The 19,344-nt window shown below is 52.4% G+C and carries 25 protein-coding genes; 10 read left to right on the top strand and 15 right to left on the bottom strand.

Features of this window, described 5'->3' with window-relative positions:
- Positions 1–26: 26 nt before the first annotated feature.
- Positions 27–1,040, bottom strand: a complete 1,014-nt coding sequence (trpD, locus tag MLD66_RS03755) for an anthranilate phosphoribosyltransferase (RefSeq protein WP_247215594.1) — start codon at positions 1,038–1,040, stop codon at positions 27–29.
- On the bottom strand, positions 1,033–1,809 hold the full coding sequence (gene hisA / locus MLD66_RS03750; protein ID WP_247215593.1) for a 1-(5-phosphoribosyl)-5-[(5-phosphoribosylamino)methylideneamino]imidazole-4-carboxamide isomerase: 777 nt from the start codon (positions 1,807–1,809) through the stop codon (positions 1,033–1,035). Before hisA ends, trpD begins: the two co-directional genes overlap by 8 nt.
- Before the next feature lie 199 nt (positions 1,810–2,008).
- Between hisA and MLD66_RS03745 the strand changes: the two genes are divergently transcribed.
- Complete coding sequence (locus MLD66_RS03745; RefSeq protein WP_339396898.1) at positions 2,009–2,299, top strand: transposase; 291 nt, start codon at positions 2,009–2,011, stop codon at positions 2,297–2,299.
- 90 nt (positions 2,300–2,389) lie between these two features.
- On the opposite strand, the gene MLD66_RS03740 is transcribed toward MLD66_RS03745, so the two are convergent.
- Positions 2,390–3,334: an ABC transporter ATP-binding protein gene (locus MLD66_RS03740; RefSeq protein ID WP_247215591.1), complete on the bottom strand. Its 945-nt coding sequence runs from the start codon at positions 3,332–3,334 to the stop codon at positions 2,390–2,392.
- A gap of 164 nt (positions 3,335–3,498) precedes the next feature.
- Between MLD66_RS03740 and MLD66_RS03735 the strand changes: the two genes are divergently transcribed.
- Positions 3,499–4,896, top strand: a complete 1,398-nt coding sequence (locus MLD66_RS03735) for a ParA family protein (RefSeq protein WP_247215590.1) — start codon at positions 3,499–3,501, stop codon at positions 4,894–4,896.
- A gap of 3 nt (positions 4,897–4,899) precedes the next feature.
- Entirely contained in the window at positions 4,900–5,307 is a 408-nt protein-coding gene (locus tag MLD66_RS03730) for a ParB/Srx family N-terminal domain-containing protein (RefSeq protein ID WP_247215589.1), read from the top strand.
- 92 nt (positions 5,308–5,399) lie between these two features.
- On the opposite strand, the gene gmk is transcribed toward MLD66_RS03730, so the two are convergent.
- The 7 genes from gmk to rpmH all read right to left on the bottom strand — a co-directional run bounded on the left by gmk (position 5,400) and on the right by rpmH (position 10,795).
- On the bottom strand, positions 5,400–5,984 hold the full coding sequence (gene gmk / locus MLD66_RS03725; RefSeq protein ID WP_247215588.1) for a guanylate kinase: 585 nt from the start codon (positions 5,982–5,984) through the stop codon (positions 5,400–5,402).
- 111 nt (positions 5,985–6,095) lie between these two features.
- Positions 6,096–6,581, bottom strand: a complete 486-nt coding sequence (gene pgsA, locus MLD66_RS03720) for a CDP-diacylglycerol--glycerol-3-phosphate 3-phosphatidyltransferase (RefSeq protein WP_247215587.1) — start codon at positions 6,579–6,581, stop codon at positions 6,096–6,098.
- Entirely contained in the window at positions 6,578–6,967 is a 390-nt protein-coding gene (locus MLD66_RS03715; protein WP_247215586.1) for a hypothetical protein, read from the bottom strand. The genes pgsA and MLD66_RS03715 overlap by 4 nt, the downstream gene beginning before the upstream one ends.
- Before the next feature lie 386 nt (positions 6,968–7,353).
- A complete protein-coding gene (gene leuS / locus MLD66_RS03710; protein ID WP_247215585.1) occupies positions 7,354–9,915 on the bottom strand; it encodes a leucine--tRNA ligase in 2,562 nt (853 codons plus the stop codon).
- Positions 9,912–10,310 (bottom strand): PH domain-containing protein, encoded by a 399-nt coding sequence (locus tag MLD66_RS03705; protein WP_247215584.1) that lies wholly within the window; start codon positions 10,308–10,310, stop codon positions 9,912–9,914. The genes leuS and MLD66_RS03705 overlap by 4 nt, the downstream gene beginning before the upstream one ends.
- A complete protein-coding gene (gene rnpA / locus MLD66_RS03700; protein WP_247215583.1) occupies positions 10,282–10,647 on the bottom strand; it encodes a ribonuclease P protein component in 366 nt (121 codons plus the stop codon). The genes MLD66_RS03705 and rnpA overlap by 29 nt, the downstream gene beginning before the upstream one ends.
- 7 nt (positions 10,648–10,654) lie before the next feature.
- A complete protein-coding gene (rpmH, locus tag MLD66_RS03695) occupies positions 10,655–10,795 on the bottom strand; it encodes a 50S ribosomal protein L34 (protein ID WP_247215582.1) in 141 nt (46 codons plus the stop codon).
- Between the two features lie 144 nt (positions 10,796–10,939).
- Here rpmH and dnaA point away from each other — a divergent pair, with 144 nt between their 5' ends.
- Complete coding sequence (gene dnaA / locus MLD66_RS03690) at positions 10,940–12,304, top strand: chromosomal replication initiator protein DnaA (protein WP_247215581.1); 1,365 nt, start codon at positions 10,940–10,942, stop codon at positions 12,302–12,304.
- A gap of 152 nt (positions 12,305–12,456) precedes the next feature.
- Here the strand turns inward: dnaA and MLD66_RS03685 are convergent, their stop codons facing one another.
- Together MLD66_RS03685 and MLD66_RS03680 are read right to left on the bottom strand one after the other, a co-directional pair.
- Positions 12,457–12,867, bottom strand: a complete 411-nt coding sequence (locus MLD66_RS03685; RefSeq protein WP_247215580.1) for a hypothetical protein — start codon at positions 12,865–12,867, stop codon at positions 12,457–12,459.
- A complete protein-coding gene (locus MLD66_RS03680; protein ID WP_247215579.1) occupies positions 12,842–13,984 on the bottom strand; it encodes a sulfite exporter TauE/SafE family protein in 1,143 nt (380 codons plus the stop codon). Before MLD66_RS03680 ends, MLD66_RS03685 begins: the two co-directional genes overlap by 26 nt.
- Positions 13,985–14,375: 391 nt before the next feature.
- Between MLD66_RS03680 and MLD66_RS03675 the strand changes: the two genes are divergently transcribed.
- Genes MLD66_RS03675 through MLD66_RS03660 form a run of 4 tightly spaced genes read left to right on the top strand, consistent with a single transcriptional unit; the run spans position 14,376 to position 17,122 of the window.
- Positions 14,376–15,353, top strand: a complete 978-nt coding sequence (locus MLD66_RS03675; protein ID WP_247215578.1) for a hypothetical protein — start codon at positions 14,376–14,378, stop codon at positions 15,351–15,353.
- The gene (locus tag MLD66_RS03670; protein ID WP_247215577.1) at positions 15,350–15,865 is read left to right on the top strand and encodes a dCTP deaminase; all 516 of its coding nucleotides are present in this window, start codon (positions 15,350–15,352) and stop codon (positions 15,863–15,865) included. The genes MLD66_RS03675 and MLD66_RS03670 overlap by 4 nt, the downstream gene beginning before the upstream one ends.
- Before the next feature lie 7 nt (positions 15,866–15,872).
- Positions 15,873–16,142, top strand: coding sequence for a YciI family protein (locus tag MLD66_RS03665; protein ID WP_247215576.1), 270 nt, complete (start codon positions 15,873–15,875; stop codon positions 16,140–16,142).
- Positions 16,124–17,122 (top strand): LdpA C-terminal domain-containing domain, encoded by a 999-nt coding sequence (locus MLD66_RS03660; RefSeq protein ID WP_247215575.1) that lies wholly within the window; start codon positions 16,124–16,126, stop codon positions 17,120–17,122. The genes MLD66_RS03665 and MLD66_RS03660 overlap by 19 nt, the downstream gene beginning before the upstream one ends.
- On the opposite strand, the gene MLD66_RS03655 is transcribed toward MLD66_RS03660, so the two are convergent.
- From MLD66_RS03655 to MLD66_RS03645, 3 genes are all read right to left on the bottom strand, one after another.
- Complete coding sequence (locus MLD66_RS03655) at positions 17,058–17,867, bottom strand: carbon-nitrogen hydrolase family protein (RefSeq protein WP_247218953.1); 810 nt, start codon at positions 17,865–17,867, stop codon at positions 17,058–17,060. The genes MLD66_RS03660 and MLD66_RS03655 overlap by 65 nt on opposite strands.
- Before the next feature lie 55 nt (positions 17,868–17,922).
- Positions 17,923–18,072: a ribbon-helix-helix protein, CopG family gene (locus tag MLD66_RS03650; protein ID WP_247215574.1), complete on the bottom strand. Its 150-nt coding sequence runs from the start codon at positions 18,070–18,072 to the stop codon at positions 17,923–17,925.
- Between the two features lie 190 nt (positions 18,073–18,262).
- The gene (locus tag MLD66_RS03645) at positions 18,263–18,664 is read right to left on the bottom strand and encodes an NIL domain-containing protein (RefSeq protein ID WP_247215573.1); all 402 of its coding nucleotides are present in this window, start codon (positions 18,662–18,664) and stop codon (positions 18,263–18,265) included.
- 68 nt (positions 18,665–18,732) lie between these two features.
- Here MLD66_RS03645 and MLD66_RS03640 point away from each other — a divergent pair, with 68 nt between their 5' ends.
- Both MLD66_RS03640 and MLD66_RS03635 read left to right on the top strand, forming a co-directional pair.
- Positions 18,733–19,074, top strand: coding sequence for a DUF4258 domain-containing protein (locus tag MLD66_RS03640; RefSeq protein WP_247215572.1), 342 nt, complete (start codon positions 18,733–18,735; stop codon positions 19,072–19,074).
- Positions 19,071–19,325: a hypothetical protein gene (locus MLD66_RS03635; RefSeq protein WP_247215571.1), complete on the top strand. Its 255-nt coding sequence runs from the start codon at positions 19,071–19,073 to the stop codon at positions 19,323–19,325. The genes MLD66_RS03640 and MLD66_RS03635 overlap by 4 nt, the downstream gene beginning before the upstream one ends.
- Positions 19,326–19,344: the final 19 nt, after the last annotated feature.

Here is a 19,344-nt window from a genome sequence, read left to right as displayed (position 1 = left end):
AAGTTTTGTTAATTTCCCTGTCCCGCTCAGGCTTGGCTCACCTGTACCAATTTTTGCAATTTATCCCAGGCGGCCCCACTGGCGAGAATGTCCTGGGCGAGGGCGATCCCGGCGCCGATACTGTCCACCCGCTCTGCCGTCCAGAGGGCAATGCCACTGTTGAGGGCCACCACATCCCGTTGGGCAGGGGTACCCCGGCCTTGCAGGACATTTTGTAAAATGGCGGCGTTTTCTCCCACATCCCCCCCCACCAGGGCGGTCACCGGCGCAGGGGTCAAGCCCCAAGTCTGCGGGTCAAGGGTCTGCCTTCCGTTTCCGACCCAAATCATATCCGTGCTATCCCCCAAACCAGCCTCATCCAGCCCCTCCCGCCCATGCAGCACCACCGCCCGCCTGCGTCCCAACCGCCCTAGTGCCTCGGCCATCACCGGCAGAAGTTCCGCCCGATAGACCCCCAACACCTGGTACTGGGGGTGCAAGGGATTCACCAGCGGGCCAATCAGGTTAAACACGGTGCGAATTTTCAATGTTTGCCGCAGACCCGCCACCGCCTTCAGGGCCGGATGCCACCCCGGCGCAAACAGAAACGTAATCCCCACCTCCCGGAGCATGGCCACCGCCCGTTCCACCCCCGGCTGGAGGCGCAACCCCAGGGCTTCCAGCACATCCGCCGACCCCACCCGACTGGAGGCAGAACGATTCCCATGTTTGGCCACCGGCACCCCCGCCGCCGCCGCCACCAACGCCACCGCCGTTGAAATATTGAACGTGCCCGCCCCATCCCCCCCCGTGCCACAGGTATCCAAACAGGGAGGTATCTCTGTTAAATCCGCACCCACCGCCTGCGCCTGCACCACCTGAGCCATTGCCGCCAATTCCCCCGCCGTCACCCCCTTGGCCTGCAGGGCCACCAAAATTCCCCCAGCCAATGCGGGCGGCCATTCCTCCCGCAACCACGCCCCCATCAAGGCGGTCGCCTGGTCATCCGTGAGGGGTTCCCGGTTAAGTAATTGCTGGAGCAGGGCAGTTCCCTCAGGCATAGATCGTACCCAGTCCATCCGCCGGGGGGACATCCTGCCACCGTCCCGGCCCCACCGCCTGCAATGCGTGTCGTAGGTCAATATCCCCGGTGTACAGCGCCTTGCCAATGATCACCCCCGCCAGCCCCAGGGGTTCCAAGGCTAACAAAGACAGTACATCGGTCATCGAGCCGACCCCCCCAGACGCCAACACCGGCACCGACACCTGCGCCAACAAGCCCCTCAGCCCGTCCATATCCGGCCCGGTCAGGGTGCCATCCCGCTCAATATCCGTGTAAATCAACCCCGCCACCCCCCAGTCCACCCAGTCCTGCACCAGGTCATCCATCCGCACTCCCGTCGGTTCCTGCCAGCCCGCCACCGCCACTTGCCCCCCCCGGGCGTCCACACTCACCCAGATTTTATCGGGAAATGCGGCGCACCACTGCTGACACAGTTCTGGTTGTTTCACCGCCACCGTCCCCACAATCACCCGGTCCGCCCCCAGGTCCACCAACTGCGCCACCGTCTGTAACTCCCGAATGCCGCCCCCCACCTGCACCGGAATCCCCACCGTTTGGATAATCCGGCGAATCACCTCCAGATGATAGGGCGTGCCAGTTTTCGCCCCATTCAAATCCACCAAATGCAAACGGGTTGCCCCATGATTGACCCACGCCTGCGCCATTTGCACCGGGTCACTGCTGAAAATCTCCGACCGGGCATAATCCCCTTGAACCAGGCGGACACACTGCCCATCGAGCAAATCAATCGCTGGAATGACATCCATACCTTAGTTTCGTTGAATGGGTTCTGGGCTGAATTGTAACCTAATAATCATCGCTGTTGCTCAAGGTATAATCTAAACAGATATTTGTTGGAAATAATGAATTCAACGCAACAGGTTGCTACCATTTTGCATGATGCCTACTTCTTTGATCCCAAAAATTGGTCTCCAGGAATGAACTATTCCGATTTACCCCAAATTATTGACACCATTGAAAGAAGAGTTCAGGAATATCTATGAGTTAAGTACAACGGTTCAAGAGGGTAAAGAAAAGTTCAAACAATGGCTCCTAAAAGCCCAGTCTATTTATGGAAAATTTGTCCAAACAATCCGTACTCATCTCTTAGAAATTTGCAATTATTTTATTAATAAAACTACGAGTGGTGTTATGGAAGGAATTAATAATCGAATTAAATTAATAAAGAGGCAAGCCTATGGTTTTTTAAGTTTTGACAACTTCCGGGCGAGAACTTTGGCTGGATTCTCTGATTAGAGAAACTTATCACCTCAAGGACAGGAGCGCCTTAAACTTCGAGCCAGATAACCTTGAATGGGTACCGATAAATAGGGGTGCCCTTATTAATTAAATACTTTGGGTATAACCCCGTTGTCGCAGTTGTTGCACAAAAAATTCCTCTAGGGATTGCCGCTCTAAATTGAGATGGAGTAATTCTGCTCCACTGTTGGTTAAATTCTGCACAAATTCTGGCAAACTAATGCGTAATTGCCCCTGCCAAAATCCGCCTTGATACTCCAAATGATCAATCCATTGGGCAAGGGTATCCGCCGTACCGCCCCGTCCCTGCACCTGATAGGTTTGCCCGCTTCCCAACAACTCATCTAAGGTGCCCACCGCCAGCAATTCCCCCCGTGCCAGTACCGCCACCCGGTCGCACAAATGTTCCACATCCGAGAGAATATGACTGTTAAAAAATATGGTTTTCCCTTGGGATTTCAACTGCAAAATAATCTCCCGTACTTGATAACGTCCCAGGGGGTCTAGCCCTGACATCGGTTCATCCAATAGGACTAGATCCGGGTCATTGACCAAAGATTGCGCCAAACCGATCCGCTGTAACATCCCTTTCGAGTAGCGGCGCAAGGTTTTTTTACGGGCGGCTTGTTGTGCCAATCCCACTAAATCTAGGAGTTGGGGCAATCGTTGTTTTTGCACCGAACGGGGCACTTGATGTAGGGTGGACATCAATTCTAAACATTCCCAACCCGTAAGCGATTCATATAGATAGGGATTTTCTGGTAAATAACCAATTCGAGCTTTAATCAACCGATCCCCCAGGGGTCGTCCTAACACCAATCCCCCCCCCGCCGTTGGTCGAATAATCCCCAAAACCAATTTCATAAACGTTGTTTTCCCTGCACCATTTGGACCAAGTAAGCCAAAGGTTTCCCCCCCATAAACCGTCAAAGAAACCTGATTTAAGGAAGTAACTTTTTGCCGTAACCAAAAGCCAGTACGGTAGGTTTTCGTCAGGTTTTCAGTTTGCAGGGCAAGGGTTGGGGGTGCCATTGGGGCAAAACCGCAGGGGGTAAAAGGTTACAGAATTTACCATAAACCACCGCTCATGGCTTTGGCAAATGGGAAAACCCGATTCCTCGACAATCTTGGGGTTAGGAGTTAGGATGGCAGTGTAACCCCCGGTCGTTTGACCCTAACCTTCTAACGGAACAACAATGTCAGTACCCGCCCTCCTCAGCATATGGCAATCACTCTCTGACAATGAATCAGAGGCAGATTTTGAGACGAAATTTTTAGTTCAAGTTTTCAATCCTAAATTTCTCAAACTTCCACATTTTAAGTACAATAAGAATCCTAATATAGGTTATAGCACAACCCCCATCAAACCTGATTTTCTGATATATAATAATGACCAACCAATTTTAGTTGTGGAAGTTAAAAAACGGGATTCTTCACTTCATAAACTGTCTGATACAAATTTTATCAGTCAATGCTATCAAAATCAATTATATAAAGAAGCCGTAGGCGCACCTCTCTATAAAGGTAGTGCTAGTAATAATGGGATTATTCAATACCTAAGCATAGATAAAGTACAGCCCGAAAAATTAGCAACCTACGGATTAGTTATCAATCCAGATTTTTATCAGTTTTGGCAGAGACATGATGGTCTCATTTTTCCTTTAGGTGAAATTCAAAGGTTCAAAGCAACCCACAAAAGTATTAATACTTTTATAACCGATCTCAAATCGAAATTAGAATCTCCCAAAAAAGGGTTGTTTTTCTTAATTTGGAACCAAAAAGGTGGTGTAGCCAAAACAACCAATAACATCAACATCGGTGCAGAATTAGCAAAAAGGGGCAAAAATGTACTACTGATTGACCTAGACGCTCAGGGGGACTTAACCAGAGGTTTAGGGCTGAATCATCAAGATATAAACTGGTTAGAAGACATTTTTAACGAAATCTCTTTACAGAAGCCGCTTCACGAAATATCACAAACTCTTAGAGATAGTATTCAGAAGAAAATTTTTCGGATTAGTGGTAGCACTCAAACCTATTCCATTTCCCTTTTATCTCATGAACCGAATAAACTCAAGAATTTTATCAATCAAGGTCACACCAATTTTAGCAATCCTCGTGAATTCATGTTCCGAGTATTTGGCATTCTGCGTGAATATTATGATTATATCCTGGTTGATCTTCCACCCCAAGTAAATATCATTATTGAATGGCTACTAACCATTTGTGATGCCACTCTGACTCCCGTTGATTATGGGGAACAATCCTTGGTACACGCTAAAGGAGTAAATCGTGCGATTGCCCAATTACAATCTAAACGTTTTGGATTGCCCTTGAACTTAGGTATCCTATTTACTAAAGCAGTGACTGGTAGCGGTCATACACGGATAAAAAACCACATTAATCATATCACAACTGCCTATAATCTTTGTCCTTGCAAAAATGAAATTTTCAACCATGATTCGATTGCAATTGCTAGTATTAAGAACTTTCCTGTTGTTTCTGATCCAAAATGTTCAGGAGCTAAATACTACATAGACTTGGTTGATGAAATTTTATTTACTCCTCGCCCTATCATTTACCCCCCTCTTTGAACTATGGAACCTCATCTCAAAAAGATACCAACCCACCTGATTAAGGGAACTTCCAAGGGTAAACCAGCCCAGGTTAAAGCCTTATCTGAGATCATGCAAAAGACAGGAAAAAACTTGCACCCTGTTATCATTATTGAAGTAAAAGAGAATGAATACCAAGTCATTGCCCATGATTTAATTTGGCAAGCAGCTAAAGCCGCAAAACTTGACTTCACTTGGTGTTTGATTATTTCATCATCAGAAAAAAATCAAATTTTGATGGAATTAGGCGAAAAAACCTCTATCATTGATCCAGGGATTACTGACTTAGATTCGCTATCAGTGGCACAACTCAAGGAATTAGCCAAATCCCAGGGTATCAAAGGCTATTCAAAACTGAAGAGGGCAGAGTTATTACAACTTTTGTCATAAGGGCATCTCTAAAAATAGGTCGCAGGGGCACCGCCCCCGTCCTTGGTTCTGGGGAATTTTTATTCATTAATCAATTAGGATTGCTATATAACCTAAAATTCAGAATTGTTGATGTTTTGCCTATCCCTTAACCCGAGGTGTACTTCTAATGCGTGAATGGCTTGTTCAAGGTCATCATTGACCACTTGCACATCAAATTCGGGGGCGGCTTGCAATTCCTCCTTGGCTCTCGCTAACCGTTTTTGCATAGCACTTTCCGAGTCCTGTCCCCGTTGTCGCAATCGCTGTTCCAAGGTTTCCCAAGTTGGCGGAGCAATGAATATTAAATGGGCTTGGGGAAAATTTTGGCGAATTTGACGGGCACCCACCACTTCAATTTCTAAAATTACCAACTTGCCTGCTTGTAATGCCTGCTCCACCGGCCGCCGGGGTGTGCCGTAGTAATTGCCTGCGTATTCCGCCCATTCTAAGAGTTCATTGGCTTGGATGGCGGCTTGAAATTCCTCCCGGTTGACAAAGATATAGGACTGACCAGGAATTTCCCCAGGGCGGGGGGCACGGGTGGTCAGAGAAACCGAAACTTGTAAGTCGGGATGACGTTGGCACAAATGTTTGAGTAGGGTGCCTTTGCCCACACCACTTGGTCCAGTGAGTACGATTAGTCGCCCTTCATTCATGATTTTTTCCCAAACTTTTTGGCACAGGGAATAGGCAGGGTTGCGCCATAATTTTTGGTTGAATGATGTTGGCTCAAATTGGGTGCCACGACCATCACAAACTGCTCCACATTATTTTTGCCCAGACCGTAGGTAAATGATTCCCGACATCCAGCTGATAACCACTGCTCCGACCAAGAAAACCTGCATTTGCCAACCCGGCCAGAGGATTAAACCGACAACGGCACCCACCTGAGTCACGGTTTTGAGTTTACCCCAAACATTCGCCCCTGCCATCTGGGGTAACTGCGCCCGCCACGCTGTAATCCCCAATTCCCGTGCCAACAGTAGAAAGACCAACCAGCCCGGCACCTCCCCCACCTCCACCAGAGCCAGCAGGGGAGCCAAAACCAGCAATTTATCCACCAGGGGGTCCAGCCATTTGCCCAGGTCAGTTACCTGGTTGAACCGACGGGCAACGTAGCCATCCAGCCAATCGGTCAAGGCACCCAGCAAAAACCATCCCGCCGCCCAGTAGCGTTCGGACTGTGCAATAGCCACAAAAATGCCGGGAATGACCAGCAGCCGGCTCAAGGTCAGCCAGGAAGCCAGAGTCATCGGGGGGAATGCAACTTTTGCAGATAACTGCGTAATTGCCACAACTGCACCATTTGCGCCACCCCCAAGGGTAAAACGGAAACTGCCTCCATCTGCACCTGCACCCAACCCTCACCCCAATACCAGGTTTGTAGCCCATCTACACCCCGGCTGAACTGCCAGCGCAGATAATCCAGACCCAACTCCCGCACTTGGGCATGAATGGGCAGTACCCCTAACCAGAGTTCCACCGTCTTACCGGGGAATAAAACGCCCTGCTCCTCGGTCGGCCAACCGGGAAACCACCATTGCCGGAGCGCAACCGGTTCCACCAATGCCTGACGAATTTGGTTCCTGGTCGCTCGCAGTTCAATCCGAAGTGCGCTTTGTTGGAACTGCCCGAACATGATGGGGGATAAAAATGAATGTTACTCCTTCATGCTACGTCATGGGGATTCCGGTCGGTAACGAAATACAGGAATGCTTGGTTATTCTAAAGGCATGGCTTTACACGGAAGTTATCAGCATAATTGACCTACGGCAAGTGGGGTTTAGCTGTGTCCAATCACTACTTAAAAGACTGTATGCAGATAATTATCTTTAGGGCACCTCTATTTATTGGTAGTGCTATCCAAGTAATTTTTTATTATTATAAAATAATTACAAATGACACGATAGGTTGCCAAGGGTGGGCGGTCTAACTCCCTAGGCAAATTAGGGGGCAATTCCCAAAAAACTTTACCTCACGGGCAAAGATAGCACTACCCAAAAATCAATAAGTACAGGTTCCCCCTTAGGATGCCAACACAAAATTAAGGAGCTTGCCGGGGACGTAAATCACTTTTTTGATGGTTTGTCCCTGTAAGTACCGTTGACCGACATCAGAATTTTTTGCTAATTGCTCTAAGGTGGCTTGATCCGCTTGGCTGGGTGCAATAATGGTTCCCCGGGTTTTACCCATGATCTGAATCACTAGGGTAATTTCATCCACCACTAAAGCCTGCTGATCCACCTGCGGCCATGCCTGACGATGAATCGAATCCTCATGCCCCAATTGATGCCACAATTCTTCGGTGATATGGGGCGCAAAAGGAGCTAAAAGCGTCAGTAATACCCGGATGCCTTCATCAAAAATTCCCGAATTATCCCCCTGGTAATCGGTCAATTCATTGGTGAGTTTCATCAGACTGGCGATGGCAGTATTGAACTGGTATTCTCCCGTCGTATCCGCCGTAACCGCCTGAATCGTTTGATGAATGACCCGCCGTAAATTGCGTTCATTGGGGGGGGATTCTGCAACCCTTTTGGGGGGATGTTCTCGGTAGTTTTGTACCAACCGCCACACCCGCTGTAAAAACCGAAATTGCCCTTCCACATCCGCATCATCCCATTCTAAATCCTTCTCCGGGGGGGCTTTGAAGAGAATAAACATCCGGGCGGTGTCGGCACCGTATTTAGCCAAAACCTGTTCGGGATCAACGCCATTGTATTTGGACTTAGACATTTTTTCATAGAATATCGCTACGGGTTCGTTGGTTTCTTTATCACGACATTCGCCGTTTTTATAAATCACTTGTTCTGAAGTTAGGTATTTGCCCGTTTGCACGGTTTTGTAGGTCAATCCCTGCACCATTCCCTGGGTGAGTAATCGTTGAAATGGTTCCCCAAAATTGATCAATCCCCGATCCCGCAATACCTTAGTGATAAAACGGGAGTAAAGTAAATGTAAAATAGCGTGTTCAATGCCCCCCACATATTGATCCACCGGGAGCCAATCATTCACTTTTTCGGATGCAAAAATGGCTTGGGAATTCTGAGCATCGGCAAACCGCAAAAAATACCAGGATGAGTCAATAAACGTGTCCATCGTATCCGTTTCCCGGCGAGCCGGACGACCACATTGGGGACAGGGCACCTGCACCCACTCGGTCAATTGCGCTAGGGGGGATAAACCCCTGCCCGTCAAGGTCACGTTTTCCGGCAGTAGGACGGGTAAATCCGCCTCCGGCACGGGCACAACCCCGCAGTGGTCACAGTGAATCATGGGAATCGGTACCCCCCAATACCGCTGACGGGAAATTAACCAATCCCGCAACCGGTACTGCACCCGCTCTTCCCCCCAACCCCGTTCCTGCGCCGCTTGGGTGATTTTTTCCTTGGCAGTTAGGGAATCCAAACCATCAAATTCCCCAGAATGAACCAGGATTCCCGGCTCCGTGTATGCCTGTTGTAAGGGCGTTATCTCGACAACGCCGGGGGGTAAAATCACCTGGGTTATGGGTAAATGGTACTGCTGGGCAAAGGCAAAATCCCGCTCATCGTGGGCGGGTACCCCCATCACCGCCCCCGTGCCATATTCATAGAGGACATAATCGGCGATCCAAATCGGCACCGGCTGTTGGGTGAATGGGTTGACCGCCTGGGTTCCCAAGGGCACCCCCCGCTTGGGCTGGTCATTGGCAGTACGTTCTTCAGCGGATAGGTGCGCCAACTGCTGGCAAAATTCCTGCACCTGTGCCTGCTGGGCAGGAGCGGTTAACGTCCCCACCAAGGGATGTTCCGGTGCCAGCACTAGGTAGGAAACCCCAAAAACCGTATCCGGTCGGGTGGTAAACACCCCAATTTTTTCCCCACGCCCCACCACCGGAAATTCCAGGTACGCCCCGGTGGAACGCCCAATCCAGTTGGCTTGCATGGTTTTCACCCGTTCGGGCCAGCCGGTCAAGGTGTCCAAATCCCGGAGGAGTTCTTCCGCATAATGGGTAATCCGTAAAAACCATTGTTTGAGCAATTTTTGCTGCACCTTCGCCCCCGACCGCCAGGAACGCCCCTCGCTGTCCACCTGTTCATTCGCCAACACCGTCTGATCCACCGGGTCCCAATTCACCTGGGCGGATTTTTGGTACGCCAAACCCATCTGCCACATCTGCAAAAACAACCATTGGGTCCAGCGGTAGTACTCCGGGTGACAACTGGCAAACTCCCGCTCCCAATCGTAACTCAGCCCCAAGGACTGCAATTGCCGCCGCATATTGGCGATGTTGCGCTCCGTCCAGCGGGCAGGGTGAATCCCCCGGTCAATGGCCGCATTTTCCGCTGGCAACCCAAAGGCATCCCAACCCATCGGGTGCAGTACCCGATACCCCTGCATCCGCCGCACCCGGGCGATCACATCCGTAATCGTATAATTCCGCACATGACCCATGTGTAAATTTCCCGATGGATACGGAAACATAGACAGGGCATAGTACTTGGGTTGTTCACTATTTGTACTGGTTTTATACAGATTTCGTTCCCGCCAGACGTTTTGCCAACGGGGTTCTAATTCCGCCGGTTGATAACGGGGGCTGGTCATGTTGCCTGTCCAATGGGGCCACTGGCTTTGCGGGCCTGGGGGTCGAGCCGGTCGGTAATGTAACTCGCTAATTCCCGAAACCGGGGCAAAGAGCGCAATTCCAGGCGATTCCCATCCTTGAGCGTGATCACCATGTCCCCCCACAGGCCAAAACCCCTGGGAATCGTGACCACCTGGGTCATTTCACTGTAGATCACATCCGAGCGGGTCCGCCCCAGCCAGCCCCCGGTGACGGTCACCCGCCGGTTGGTAATCCGGTAGCGCACCCAGAGGGCACGGGTGATGGCCCCAATCGTCAAGGGCAACCAGATCAGGGTCACGCCCAAAAGCAAATTCAAAATTAAATCCCCCCGATGGGGGCCGCCCTCAAAAATCACCTCTTCCCGAATGCCCATGAATGATGCCCGCCTGTTGCAAAAGCTGTTCTAATTCTCGCAGAAAATCCGCATACTGTCCCGTCAATGCCTGGGGTTGCGCCGTGACCACCATTTGCCAAGCGGGGGTACAAGCCGGGAGCAACTGCCGGAGCGCCGCCCGGATTTGCCGTTTGAGTCGGTTGCGTTGTACTGCTTTTTTGCTCACCTTGCTACTGACCACCACCGCTACCTCTAACCCCGTACCCTCTGGATGCGGACGATAGCGCAGGCGAAAAAACTGCCCCCGTACCTGCCGGTGATGCTGGTAAAGTGCGGCAAAAACCCGATGTCCCCGCAGACGGTAGCACCGGGGCAACCCCACCCTAGACCAGGGCTAACCGCTTGCGTCCCTTAGCCCGCCGGGCTTGCAGGACTCGCCGTCCGCCGGGAGTCGCCATCCGTGCCCGAAAACCAGAACGGCGCAGGCGTTTGCGGTTGGTGCCTTCCAAGGTGCGCTTGGTCATAGGGGGTACCGTTACGAGAGTTCACAAGACCCTCAAAAATACCACACAAAGCTTAACCAAGTCAAGGGGAAGGGGGGCTATTCAGCCGGGGAAAAATGGGGTAGCCTGATCCCTATCAAACCTCACTCAACGCCGATACCTGCCGTGACCGAATCCCTGGAAACACGGTGGCAGACGGTCTTGGAGCAACTCCAACTCCGTCTGAGCCGCCCTACGTTTGAAACCTGGATCAAGACCATCCGCCCGGATGCCCTGACAGAGAAGCGTTTGCGCCTGCTGGCTCCCAATCTCTTCGCCCGCAACTGGCTGGTCAAGTCCTACCTGAACACGATTAGTGGGGTGGTGGCGGAAGTGTGGGGGGAACCGCTGGAGGTGGAGATTGACAGCCTGGAAAACGACATGATCCCGGCGACGACCGCCACCCCTGCCCCGCTGGTGCCCTATCGGGACGTGTCGAAGGACGTGGAACCGACCAGTTTGACCCTCAATAGCAAGTACACCTTTGGCCGGTTTGTGGTGGGGGCAACCAACCGGATGGCTCATGCGGCGGCGCTAGCGGTAGCGGAATCCCCGGGGCGGGAGTTTAACCCCCTGTTTTTGTGCGGTGGGGTGGGCTTGGGCAAAACCCATCTGATGCAGGCGATTGGGCATTACCGGCTGGAGATTAATCGGGAGGCACGGGTGTTTTACGTTTCCACGGAGCAATTTACTAATGATTTAATTGAGGCGATTCGCCGGGATAATATGCAACAGTTTCGGGAGAAATATCGGGCGGCGGATTTGCTCTTGGTGGATGATATTCAATTCATTGAAGGGAAAGAATATACCCAGGAGGAATTTTTCCATACGTTTAATGCCCTGCACGAGGCGGGTAAACAGGTGGTGATTGCCTCCGACCGCCCCCCGGCCTGCATTCCCCGCTTGCAAGAACGCCTCTGTTCCCGGTTTTCGATGGGGCTCATTGCCGATATTCAAGCCCCGGATTTGGAGACCCGCATGGCGATTTTGCAAAAAAAAGCGGAGCAGGAAAATGTGTATTTGCCGGTGGAGGTGATCACCTACATTGCCACCCGTTACACGTCCAACATTCGGGAATTGGAAGGCGCTTTGATTCGCACCCTGGCGTACACCGCTATTTCCGGGGCGGCGATCACGGTGGAAAATGTGGCGGATTTACTCAATTCGCCAGTGCAGATGACCAAAACCACCCCAGAATTGGTAGTGGATATGGTGGCTGCTGCCTTTGAGGTGTCTGCTCAAGATTTGATGTTCAGCACCCGCCGTCGCCAGGTGAGTTTTCCCCGGCAAGTAGCCATGTACTTAGTGCGGCAGTACACCAGTTTGAGCCTGCCCCAGATCGGTCAATTTTTTGGGGGCAAAGACCATACCACGGTGCTGTATGCCTGTGAAAAGATTGCCCAAAGACGGGATAGTGACCCCAAATTTGCCCAATTATTAGCGCAAATCAAAGACCGGATTCACCGTTCAGCGCAAGATTTGGGCAGTTAAATGATGGGCACTTCTAAGGATGGGGCGCTGTCAAAAAGGCACCTGCGGTGTATGGTTCTTGATAGCCTGCGTGGCATAACCATTGGTATAGGCATTCTTGCCCAATAACCTTCAATTTCAATGGGTGCAAATAAATATGAGGTGCCTTATCATTACCGCCCCACCGTTACCCCATAGGTGAAGGAAAAGGGTTTCAAATCGGCGGTTTTGGGTTGACACGCCAAGCCCAATTGGTAACGACCCGGTTGGGGAAAGGTCACCGTAGCCGCAGGGGTGTCCCGATAGCGTTCCACATTGATCCCCTGTAAACGGGTGGTCACCAGCAGGGTGCCCTGGGGTTCCTGGCGTATTTGCAAGGTGCAGGCGACTTCCCGGTTAAAAATCGGTTGCCCACCCCGGCGAGTGAGTGCGACCCAAACCTGCGCAGGTTGTCCCGCCCGGGGGTTGTGGTTGGGTGCCACGTGCCACAGTACTGCCACATTCCCAGCCCGCTGTACCGTGTGGGCAAAAACCGGAACGCCCAACCCCAGTGCAACGCTAATACCCAACATCAGCCGGTTCATACCACGCCTCTCGCCCCCACCACCGCCACCACCAGGATTGTCGCAGAAGGATTACCAAAATTATCCCCAAAATAAACGTGACATTGCCGAGGATTCCCCACCGTGCCCCCATGAGTAAGCCAATATGCGCCCCCACCAGGAACCATATCCCTATCGCCCAACGATGTAATTGGTGCCAACGCTTGCCCAACCGGCGTACCCAGCCATCCGTACTGGTCACAGCCAAGGGCACCATCAGTCCCAGTCCGAGAGTACCGAGTATGATGCCCCAAAATGGCAGCGGTGGCAAAAAGAAAATTCCCAGCAAATCCCACTGAAAACTGTGTTCCACCATGTGCAGGGTATGAAGCCCCGCCAGGACAAACGCCCCCACCCCCAAGTGCCGCCGCAGGGGACGCAATCCCCCCCACAGCCGTTGCAGAGGTCGTGCCAGCAATGCCAGCCCCAGCAGGAGCAAACTGCCATAGCCAGTGATGTCCACCATGCTGTCTGTCCGCAGGAGCATCAATACCCCCATCAGAACGGTCAAGCGCCCCGCCCAACGGCTCAGTTGTTGCCCCCGCTCCGTCCCCACCCGGCTCAACCACAGCCCCAGCCCCAACAACACCGGCACGGTTCCCAACCCAAATGCCCCCAGCAAGACCGCCCCCGCCCAGGGATTGAGGGTCGCCACCGCCTGCAATTGCGCCACATACAAAAAACCGCAGGGAATCAGCCCCCACAACACACCCAAAAGCACCGGATTTTGAGGGGGATTTCCCCGGGGATGCCAGCCCCAGCGCAACCAGTTCGGCACCTGGGAACGCCAACCGCTCCAGATCAACAGCAACCCCACCGCCACCGTCACCCCCTGGCGCACCCCACTGCCCACCCCCGCCAGTTGCCCCCCGGCGACCAATAGGGAACCCGCCTGCCCCAAGAGTGCCCCCACCCCGGCGTAGGTCAACACCCGTCCCAGATGCAATCCCACCTGTTGCCGCCACCGTTGCCCCCAGGTCAGATGTTTTTGCCCCCAAGCCACGCCCAACACCAGTGGCCCACACATCCCGGCGCAGTGACCGAAACTTCCCAAAAATCCCAGGGCAAAAATTAACCCCACCTCCGCCCCACTTGGCACGGGCAAACCTCAACTGGCTGATCCACACCATAGGACACTTTTTGGGGTGGCAACCAGCCCAGTACACTTTTATTCGTGTCATGGGATGTGGCAATCACAAGGTTATCGAGAACCAAGACGGGGCGGTGCCCTGCGACCCCTGGCTTTCTCAATAGAGCCATCCCATTCGATTAATCAACACAAATTCCCTAGAACCAAGTACGGGGGCGGTGCCCCTGCGACCCCTGTTCCATTCTCATTTAGGACTGCTATATTGTAATAATCAACAATTACTTAGATAGCACTACCTAATCAAGAACAAATAAAAAATAATTGCATTGTGGGAGAGGTCAAGCCCTTTCCCCCCAGGAATAACCTTGTTACAATCACAAGGAATGGCACTGCCAGGTGAATGAACGGTTGCCAAGCCATGACCGACCCCGGCGACATAAAAATTAAAGCCGATTCCCGCAACCAAGCCACGGGCGACCGGATGGTGACGGTGCTATTGACCCGCTTCCCTTACACGCTGTTACAAGAATTAGCAACCCATCGGCTGTTGCGCCAGGGGGGGATGGTGGAGGTGCTAGGGGATACCAACCCCTTCACGGAAGTCACCAGCCGTTCCAGTGGTTCATCACGGGCAATTCCGGTGGAGCGAGTGATTCAGCGCATTTTAGATGACCCATTTATCCCCCAATTCAGTCAACATCAAAAGGGGATGCAGGGGATAGAAATTGACGACCCGGCTTTTCAGCAAACCAATGAAACCATTTGGATGTCTGCCTTAGAGCAAAATATCAAATTGGCTCGTAAATTGGCAGAGCAAGGGGTGCATAAACAACACGTCAACGACTTGCTTAAACCGTTTATGCGGATTCCCATTCTCATCACGGCGACCGAGTGGGACAATTTCTTTCACCTGCGAACGGATAAACCCTGTCGCCCTGAATTTAGAACCTGGGCAATTGCGATTAAAAGTAAGATTGATCAATCTATTCCTGAAGAATTAAAACCAGGGGAATGGCATATTCCCTTTGGGGATCAAATGCCGCCTGGTTTATCTTTATCAGAACAATTACAAGTGGCGACGGCGAGATGTGCCCGGTTATCCTACGCCACCCATGACGGCAAACGGGATGTGCAAGAGGATGTGCGACTGCATAACCAACTATTACAGGATGGGCACATGGGGCCTTTGGAACATAGCGCAATGGCAGTCAGTGAGTATTTTATCGCTCCCCCCAAAATTCCCTGCTATGCTTTGATCCCAGGACAAACTGCGCCGGTATTTACCCGCAATTTCCGGGGGTTTTATAGCTATCGGGCGATGATTGAAGATGGTAGTTCCCCCCTGTATTCACTTAATTCATCAGAGCAAAATCTATGATTCTTACCGACCACGAACTGAATCAACTCTGTCAAGCAAACCCACCCTTGGTTGCTCCTTTTGACCCCAGTTTGATTAATCCAGCTTCTTTAGATATTCGCATCGGTACGTCCGGTTTAATTGAGCAGGAGGACGGGGAACAAATACCACTGGATTTAAGTAATTATGATATTAACCAGCCCTACATTTTGGCACCCCAAACCTGGCTTTTGGTGGCTTCTTTGGAGGTGTTTCACATCCCCCTATTTACCGCTGGCGAGGTGCGGCTCAAGTCCTCCCGGGCGCGGGAAGGGTTTGATTTAGCCCTAGCATTATGGTTGGACCCAGGGTGGCAGGGTTCCCATCTGACGATGGCGCTACGGAATACGACCCGGTTCCGGCGGTTGGGGATTTATCCGGGGTTGAAAATTGCCCAGGTGATTTTGCACCGTTTGTCGAATGTGCCCCAACGTCATTACGGGGAGACGGGGCGGTATAATTTTGACCGACAGGCGCAGGGTTCCAAAGGGTAAGGGGGCGATGGCCAAGTTTATCGTGACCGGCCACTATTGCGACGAAGTGGCAACCAAACGGGCACCATATCGGGAGGCGCACTTGGCGGGTTTGGCGCAACAAAAAGCCCAGGGGGTGCTGGTCACCATTGGCCCCACCCAAGATTTGCGGCGGTTTTTTGGCATTTATGAGGCGGCGGATGCGACCCAGGTGCAAACCTTGATCGAACAGGACCCCTACTGGCAAAACGGGATTTGGACGGATTACGAGGTCATTCCGTGGATTCAGGCCATCTAAGGGCACTGAAAGCAGGTTCCTGGTCGAAACTCATCTGCGGTGCCAGCTATCAGGACACAGCCAGCATCGAACCCCTGAGTTGGGTCTTTACCCTGGCGGGGGTGAACTGCATTGATGTGTGTGCGGACCCGGCGGTGGTGGCGGCGGCTGGGCGAGGCATTCAACGGGCAGGAACCCCACCCCCCTTGTTGATGGTGAGTTTGAACGACGATACGGACCCCCACTTCCGCAAGGCCCATTTTGACCCGCAGGTGTGCCCCCCGGATTGCCCCCGCCCCTGTGAACGGGTATGCCCGGTAGCGGCGATTAGCACCGCTGGGGTGGATGCGGCCCGTTGCTATGGCTGTGGGCGTTGTTTGGAAATTTGCCCCTACCAGTACATCACCGCCCGCACCTACGTCCACCGTCCCGCCGCCGTGATTGAATTACTGCACCACCAACCGATTGCCGCCCTGGAAATCCACACCCAAACCGGGCATGAAACCAGTTTTGCCCACCTGTGGCGGGAACTTCAGCCCTGGGTGCACCGGTTACAGGTTTTAGCAATTAGTTGTCCCGACCATCCACAGGTGATTCCGTACTTATGGAATTTGTATAAAATTATTACACCTTTGCCCTGTGCATTGATCTGGCAAGCGGATGGCCGTCCCATGAGTGGGGATATTGGGGCAGGCACCACCTGGGCAACCATACGGCTGGCGCAAAAAATTCTGGATCAGGGGCCGCCGGGGTTTGTCCAATTGGCGGGGGGCACCAATCAGGCAACTTGGCCTTTAGTACAAAAATTAAACCTGCCTGTGCATGGGGTGGCCTACGGCAGTTACGCCCGGAAATTACTGCAACCGTATTTACAAAATTTAGACAACGCAGACGTTTTAGCCGCCGCTGTGCGGACTGCTCAGGAACTGATTGCCCCTAAAAAACCCGATGCTGGAGACTGGGCATTTGCCGCCGGACTTGCGCCAACCGTTCCGGGTTGATTTCCGCAATTGCCAGCCCTGGTTGATCCCCCGCATCCGCCAGCACCACCCCCCAGGGGTCAATAATCATGGCGTGGCCGTGGGTTTGCCGCCGGGGATAGTGCCACCCCACCTGCGCCGGTGCCAAGACATAACAGGTATTTTCAATCGCCCGGGCTTGCAGGAGGACTTGCCAGTGATCCTTGCCCGTGTAGGCCGTAAACGCCGCCGGGATAAAGAGAATTTCCGCCCCGATTTTGGCCAGATGGCGATACAGTTCGGGAAAACGCACGTCGTAGCAGATGGACAAGCCAATCTGCCCCAATTCCGGCTGGGAATAGACCGGCGGTAGGGTCAGCCCCGCCAGCACCGTGCGGGATTCCTGGTAGGTGTTGCCGTCCGGGAGATTGACATCAAATAGATGGACTTTGTCATAACGGACTTGGATGTGCCCATCAGGGCTAATCACCAGCGCCCGGTTCACCACCCGCTCCCCATCCACCGGCACGGGCATTCCCCCCGCCAGTAGGGTGACTTGAAACCGTTGGGCGAGGGTACGCAGGCATTGCTCCGCCGCCTGGGCAATGTGGGCCGCCTGGGCAACCTTTTCCCGTTCGTCCCCCATGAAGGCGAAATTTTCCGGCAAACCGACCAGGGTAGCGCCCCGGTGGCAAGCCAAATCCACCCACTCAGTCACCTGGGCCAGATTTTTTTCCACATCTGAACCGCTGGTCATCTGAACCGCCGCCGCCAAGTAGGAATGGATCATCGGCAGGGGAGCGCAGGGGGCGTGACAGGGAACCGGAGCATCGGGGTGCGGGTCAGTTGTTGCGGAGTTTGCGAATCAGTTCCCGCAGGACATCGGTCTTGGTGCGACCTTTGGCGGCGCAGTAGCTTTCCAGTTTGAGAAGCTCCTCGTTGGGTAAACGAATGGTCAGTACACGATCCGAAGGGGGTTTGGTTCTAGGCATAGTCGCAAGTAACGATTAAGTGACTAAGAAAATGTACCGATCTTGTAGGGGAGCTTAATTCTGGAAGAAGCGACAGTGTCGTTCTGGCATCTAAGTACCTTAATCAGTTATTAAACAACCTTTCGCTGGGATTGGCAAGGACTTGACAAGAACGAAGTTGGTACAAACGCTGGCACTTGGGGCCCGGATTTTAGAAGTTGGTGGTAATGGCAACGACTGGGCAGGTGGGAATACATTGCTCACAGACAATACAGCGGGTGCGGGTGAAATGGAGCCGAAATTCCCGGTCCAGGGTGAGGGCTTGGGTGGGGCAAATCCCGGTGCAGAGGCCACAGTCGATACAGCGTTCCGTATCAATCAGGATTTCCCGGCTACTGTGGGCGACCTCGATGCCGCTATCGGCCAACCATTCCAGCGCCGCCGCCAGTTGATCCATGTCCCCGGCTAATTCCACCACCAATTTCCCCACTTGGTTGGGGGCGACCTGGGCCCGAATGATGTTGGCGGCGATATTAAAGTCCTTGGCCAGGCGGTAGGTGATGGGGATTTGTACCATCTGGCGGGGAAAGGTGAGGGTGACCCGTTGTTTCATCTTAGGATGGGTACCGCAATGGAACGCTTAAAATTAGTATAACCGTTGAGAATTCAAAGCTAGCCCTGATGCCTATGGATTCAGAAAGGTTGATCCAGGAAATGCGGCTGATTCGGGAAAAATTTGCCAGGAATGCATTTGAATTTTCTAAACACGCCGTTGATCAAGCTATCCTTCGTTACATCCAAGTTGAGGAGATTAAAGAAGCCATTGCCCAAGGTCGCATCATTGAAGATTACCCAGACGATAAATATGGTTCCAGTTGTCTGATTTGTGGTTTGACTTTACGGGGGAGACCTATTCATATGCAATCTAGCTATTCGAGCCGCCCATTGATTAAAATAATTACACTTTACCAACCCGATCCTCAGCGATGGAATCAAGACTTTACCATAAGGAGAATCCCATGACTGGCAAGCACTACAGTCAAGAAAACCTGACAGATCAACGGGTTACTTATTCACTGGCATTGAATGGAATGTTTTACATCTTTGAAAATGTCCCGGCACGGGTGGATGAGGAAACCGGCGAAGTGCTGTTTGCCCCGGAGACGGTGACCCACTTGCAACGGTTAATTGTAGAGGGTCAACCCCCTGACCGAATGATGTCCACCCCGGTGTATCGTTTTGAACCAGTGGCCTGTGATAATTTATCTGAGTAATCACTTCCCCCAAATTTTC

The organism is Synechococcus sp. C9 (assembly GCF_022984075.1).
In the GTDB taxonomy this organism is placed as follows: Bacteria; Cyanobacteriota; Cyanobacteriia; order Gloeomargaritales; family Gloeomargaritaceae; genus Gloeomargarita.
The sequence above is the reverse complement of the archived record's forward strand: the minus strand, read 5'-3'. Positions and strand labels throughout refer to the sequence as shown.

What these genes read in the sequence shown, in the direction of transcription:
- trpD (WP_247215594.1), bottom strand. Translation starts at nt 1,040, where the DNA reads ATGCCTGAGGGAACTGCCCTGCTCCAGCAATTACTTAACCGGGAACCC.
- hisA (WP_247215593.1), bottom strand. Translation starts at nt 1,809, where the DNA reads ATGGATGTCATTCCAGCGATTGATTTGCTCGATGGGCAGTGTGTCCGC.
- MLD66_RS03740 (WP_247215591.1), bottom strand. Translation starts at nt 3,334, where the DNA reads ATGGCACCCCCAACCCTTGCCCTGCAAACTGAAAACCTGACGAAAACC.
- MLD66_RS03735 (WP_247215590.1), top strand. Translation starts at nt 3,499, where the DNA reads ATGTCAGTACCCGCCCTCCTCAGCATATGGCAATCACTCTCTGACAAT.
- MLD66_RS03730 (WP_247215589.1), top strand. Translation starts at nt 4,900, where the DNA reads ATGGAACCTCATCTCAAAAAGATACCAACCCACCTGATTAAGGGAACT.
- gmk (WP_247215588.1), bottom strand. Translation starts at nt 5,984, where the DNA reads ATGAATGAAGGGCGACTAATCGTACTCACTGGACCAAGTGGTGTGGGC.
- pgsA (WP_247215587.1), bottom strand. Translation starts at nt 6,581, where the DNA reads ATGACTCTGGCTTCCTGGCTGACCTTGAGCCGGCTGCTGGTCATTCCC.
- MLD66_RS03715 (WP_247215586.1), bottom strand. Translation starts at nt 6,967, where the DNA reads ATGTTCGGGCAGTTCCAACAAAGCGCACTTCGGATTGAACTGCGAGCG.
- leuS (WP_247215585.1), bottom strand. Translation starts at nt 9,915, where the DNA reads ATGACCAGCCCCCGTTATCAACCGGCGGAATTAGAACCCCGTTGGCAA.
- MLD66_RS03705 (WP_247215584.1), bottom strand. Translation starts at nt 10,310, where the DNA reads ATGGGCATTCGGGAAGAGGTGATTTTTGAGGGCGGCCCCCATCGGGGG.
- rpmH (WP_247215582.1), bottom strand. Translation starts at nt 10,795, where the DNA reads ATGACCAAGCGCACCTTGGAAGGCACCAACCGCAAACGCCTGCGCCGT.
- MLD66_RS03685 (WP_247215580.1), bottom strand. Translation starts at nt 12,867, where the DNA reads ATGAACCGGCTGATGTTGGGTATTAGCGTTGCACTGGGGTTGGGCGTT.
- MLD66_RS03675 (WP_247215578.1), top strand. Translation starts at nt 14,376, where the DNA reads ATGAACGGTTGCCAAGCCATGACCGACCCCGGCGACATAAAAATTAAA.
- MLD66_RS03670 (WP_247215577.1), top strand. Translation starts at nt 15,350, where the DNA reads ATGATTCTTACCGACCACGAACTGAATCAACTCTGTCAAGCAAACCCA.
- MLD66_RS03665 (WP_247215576.1), top strand. Translation starts at nt 15,873, where the DNA reads ATGGCCAAGTTTATCGTGACCGGCCACTATTGCGACGAAGTGGCAACC.
- MLD66_RS03650 (WP_247215574.1), bottom strand. Translation starts at nt 18,072, where the DNA reads ATGCCTAGAACCAAACCCCCTTCGGATCGTGTACTGACCATTCGTTTA.
- MLD66_RS03645 (WP_247215573.1), bottom strand. Translation starts at nt 18,664, where the DNA reads ATGAAACAACGGGTCACCCTCACCTTTCCCCGCCAGATGGTACAAATC.
- MLD66_RS03640 (WP_247215572.1), top strand. Translation starts at nt 18,733, where the DNA reads ATGCCTATGGATTCAGAAAGGTTGATCCAGGAAATGCGGCTGATTCGG.
- MLD66_RS03635 (WP_247215571.1), top strand. Translation starts at nt 19,071, where the DNA reads ATGACTGGCAAGCACTACAGTCAAGAAAACCTGACAGATCAACGGGTT.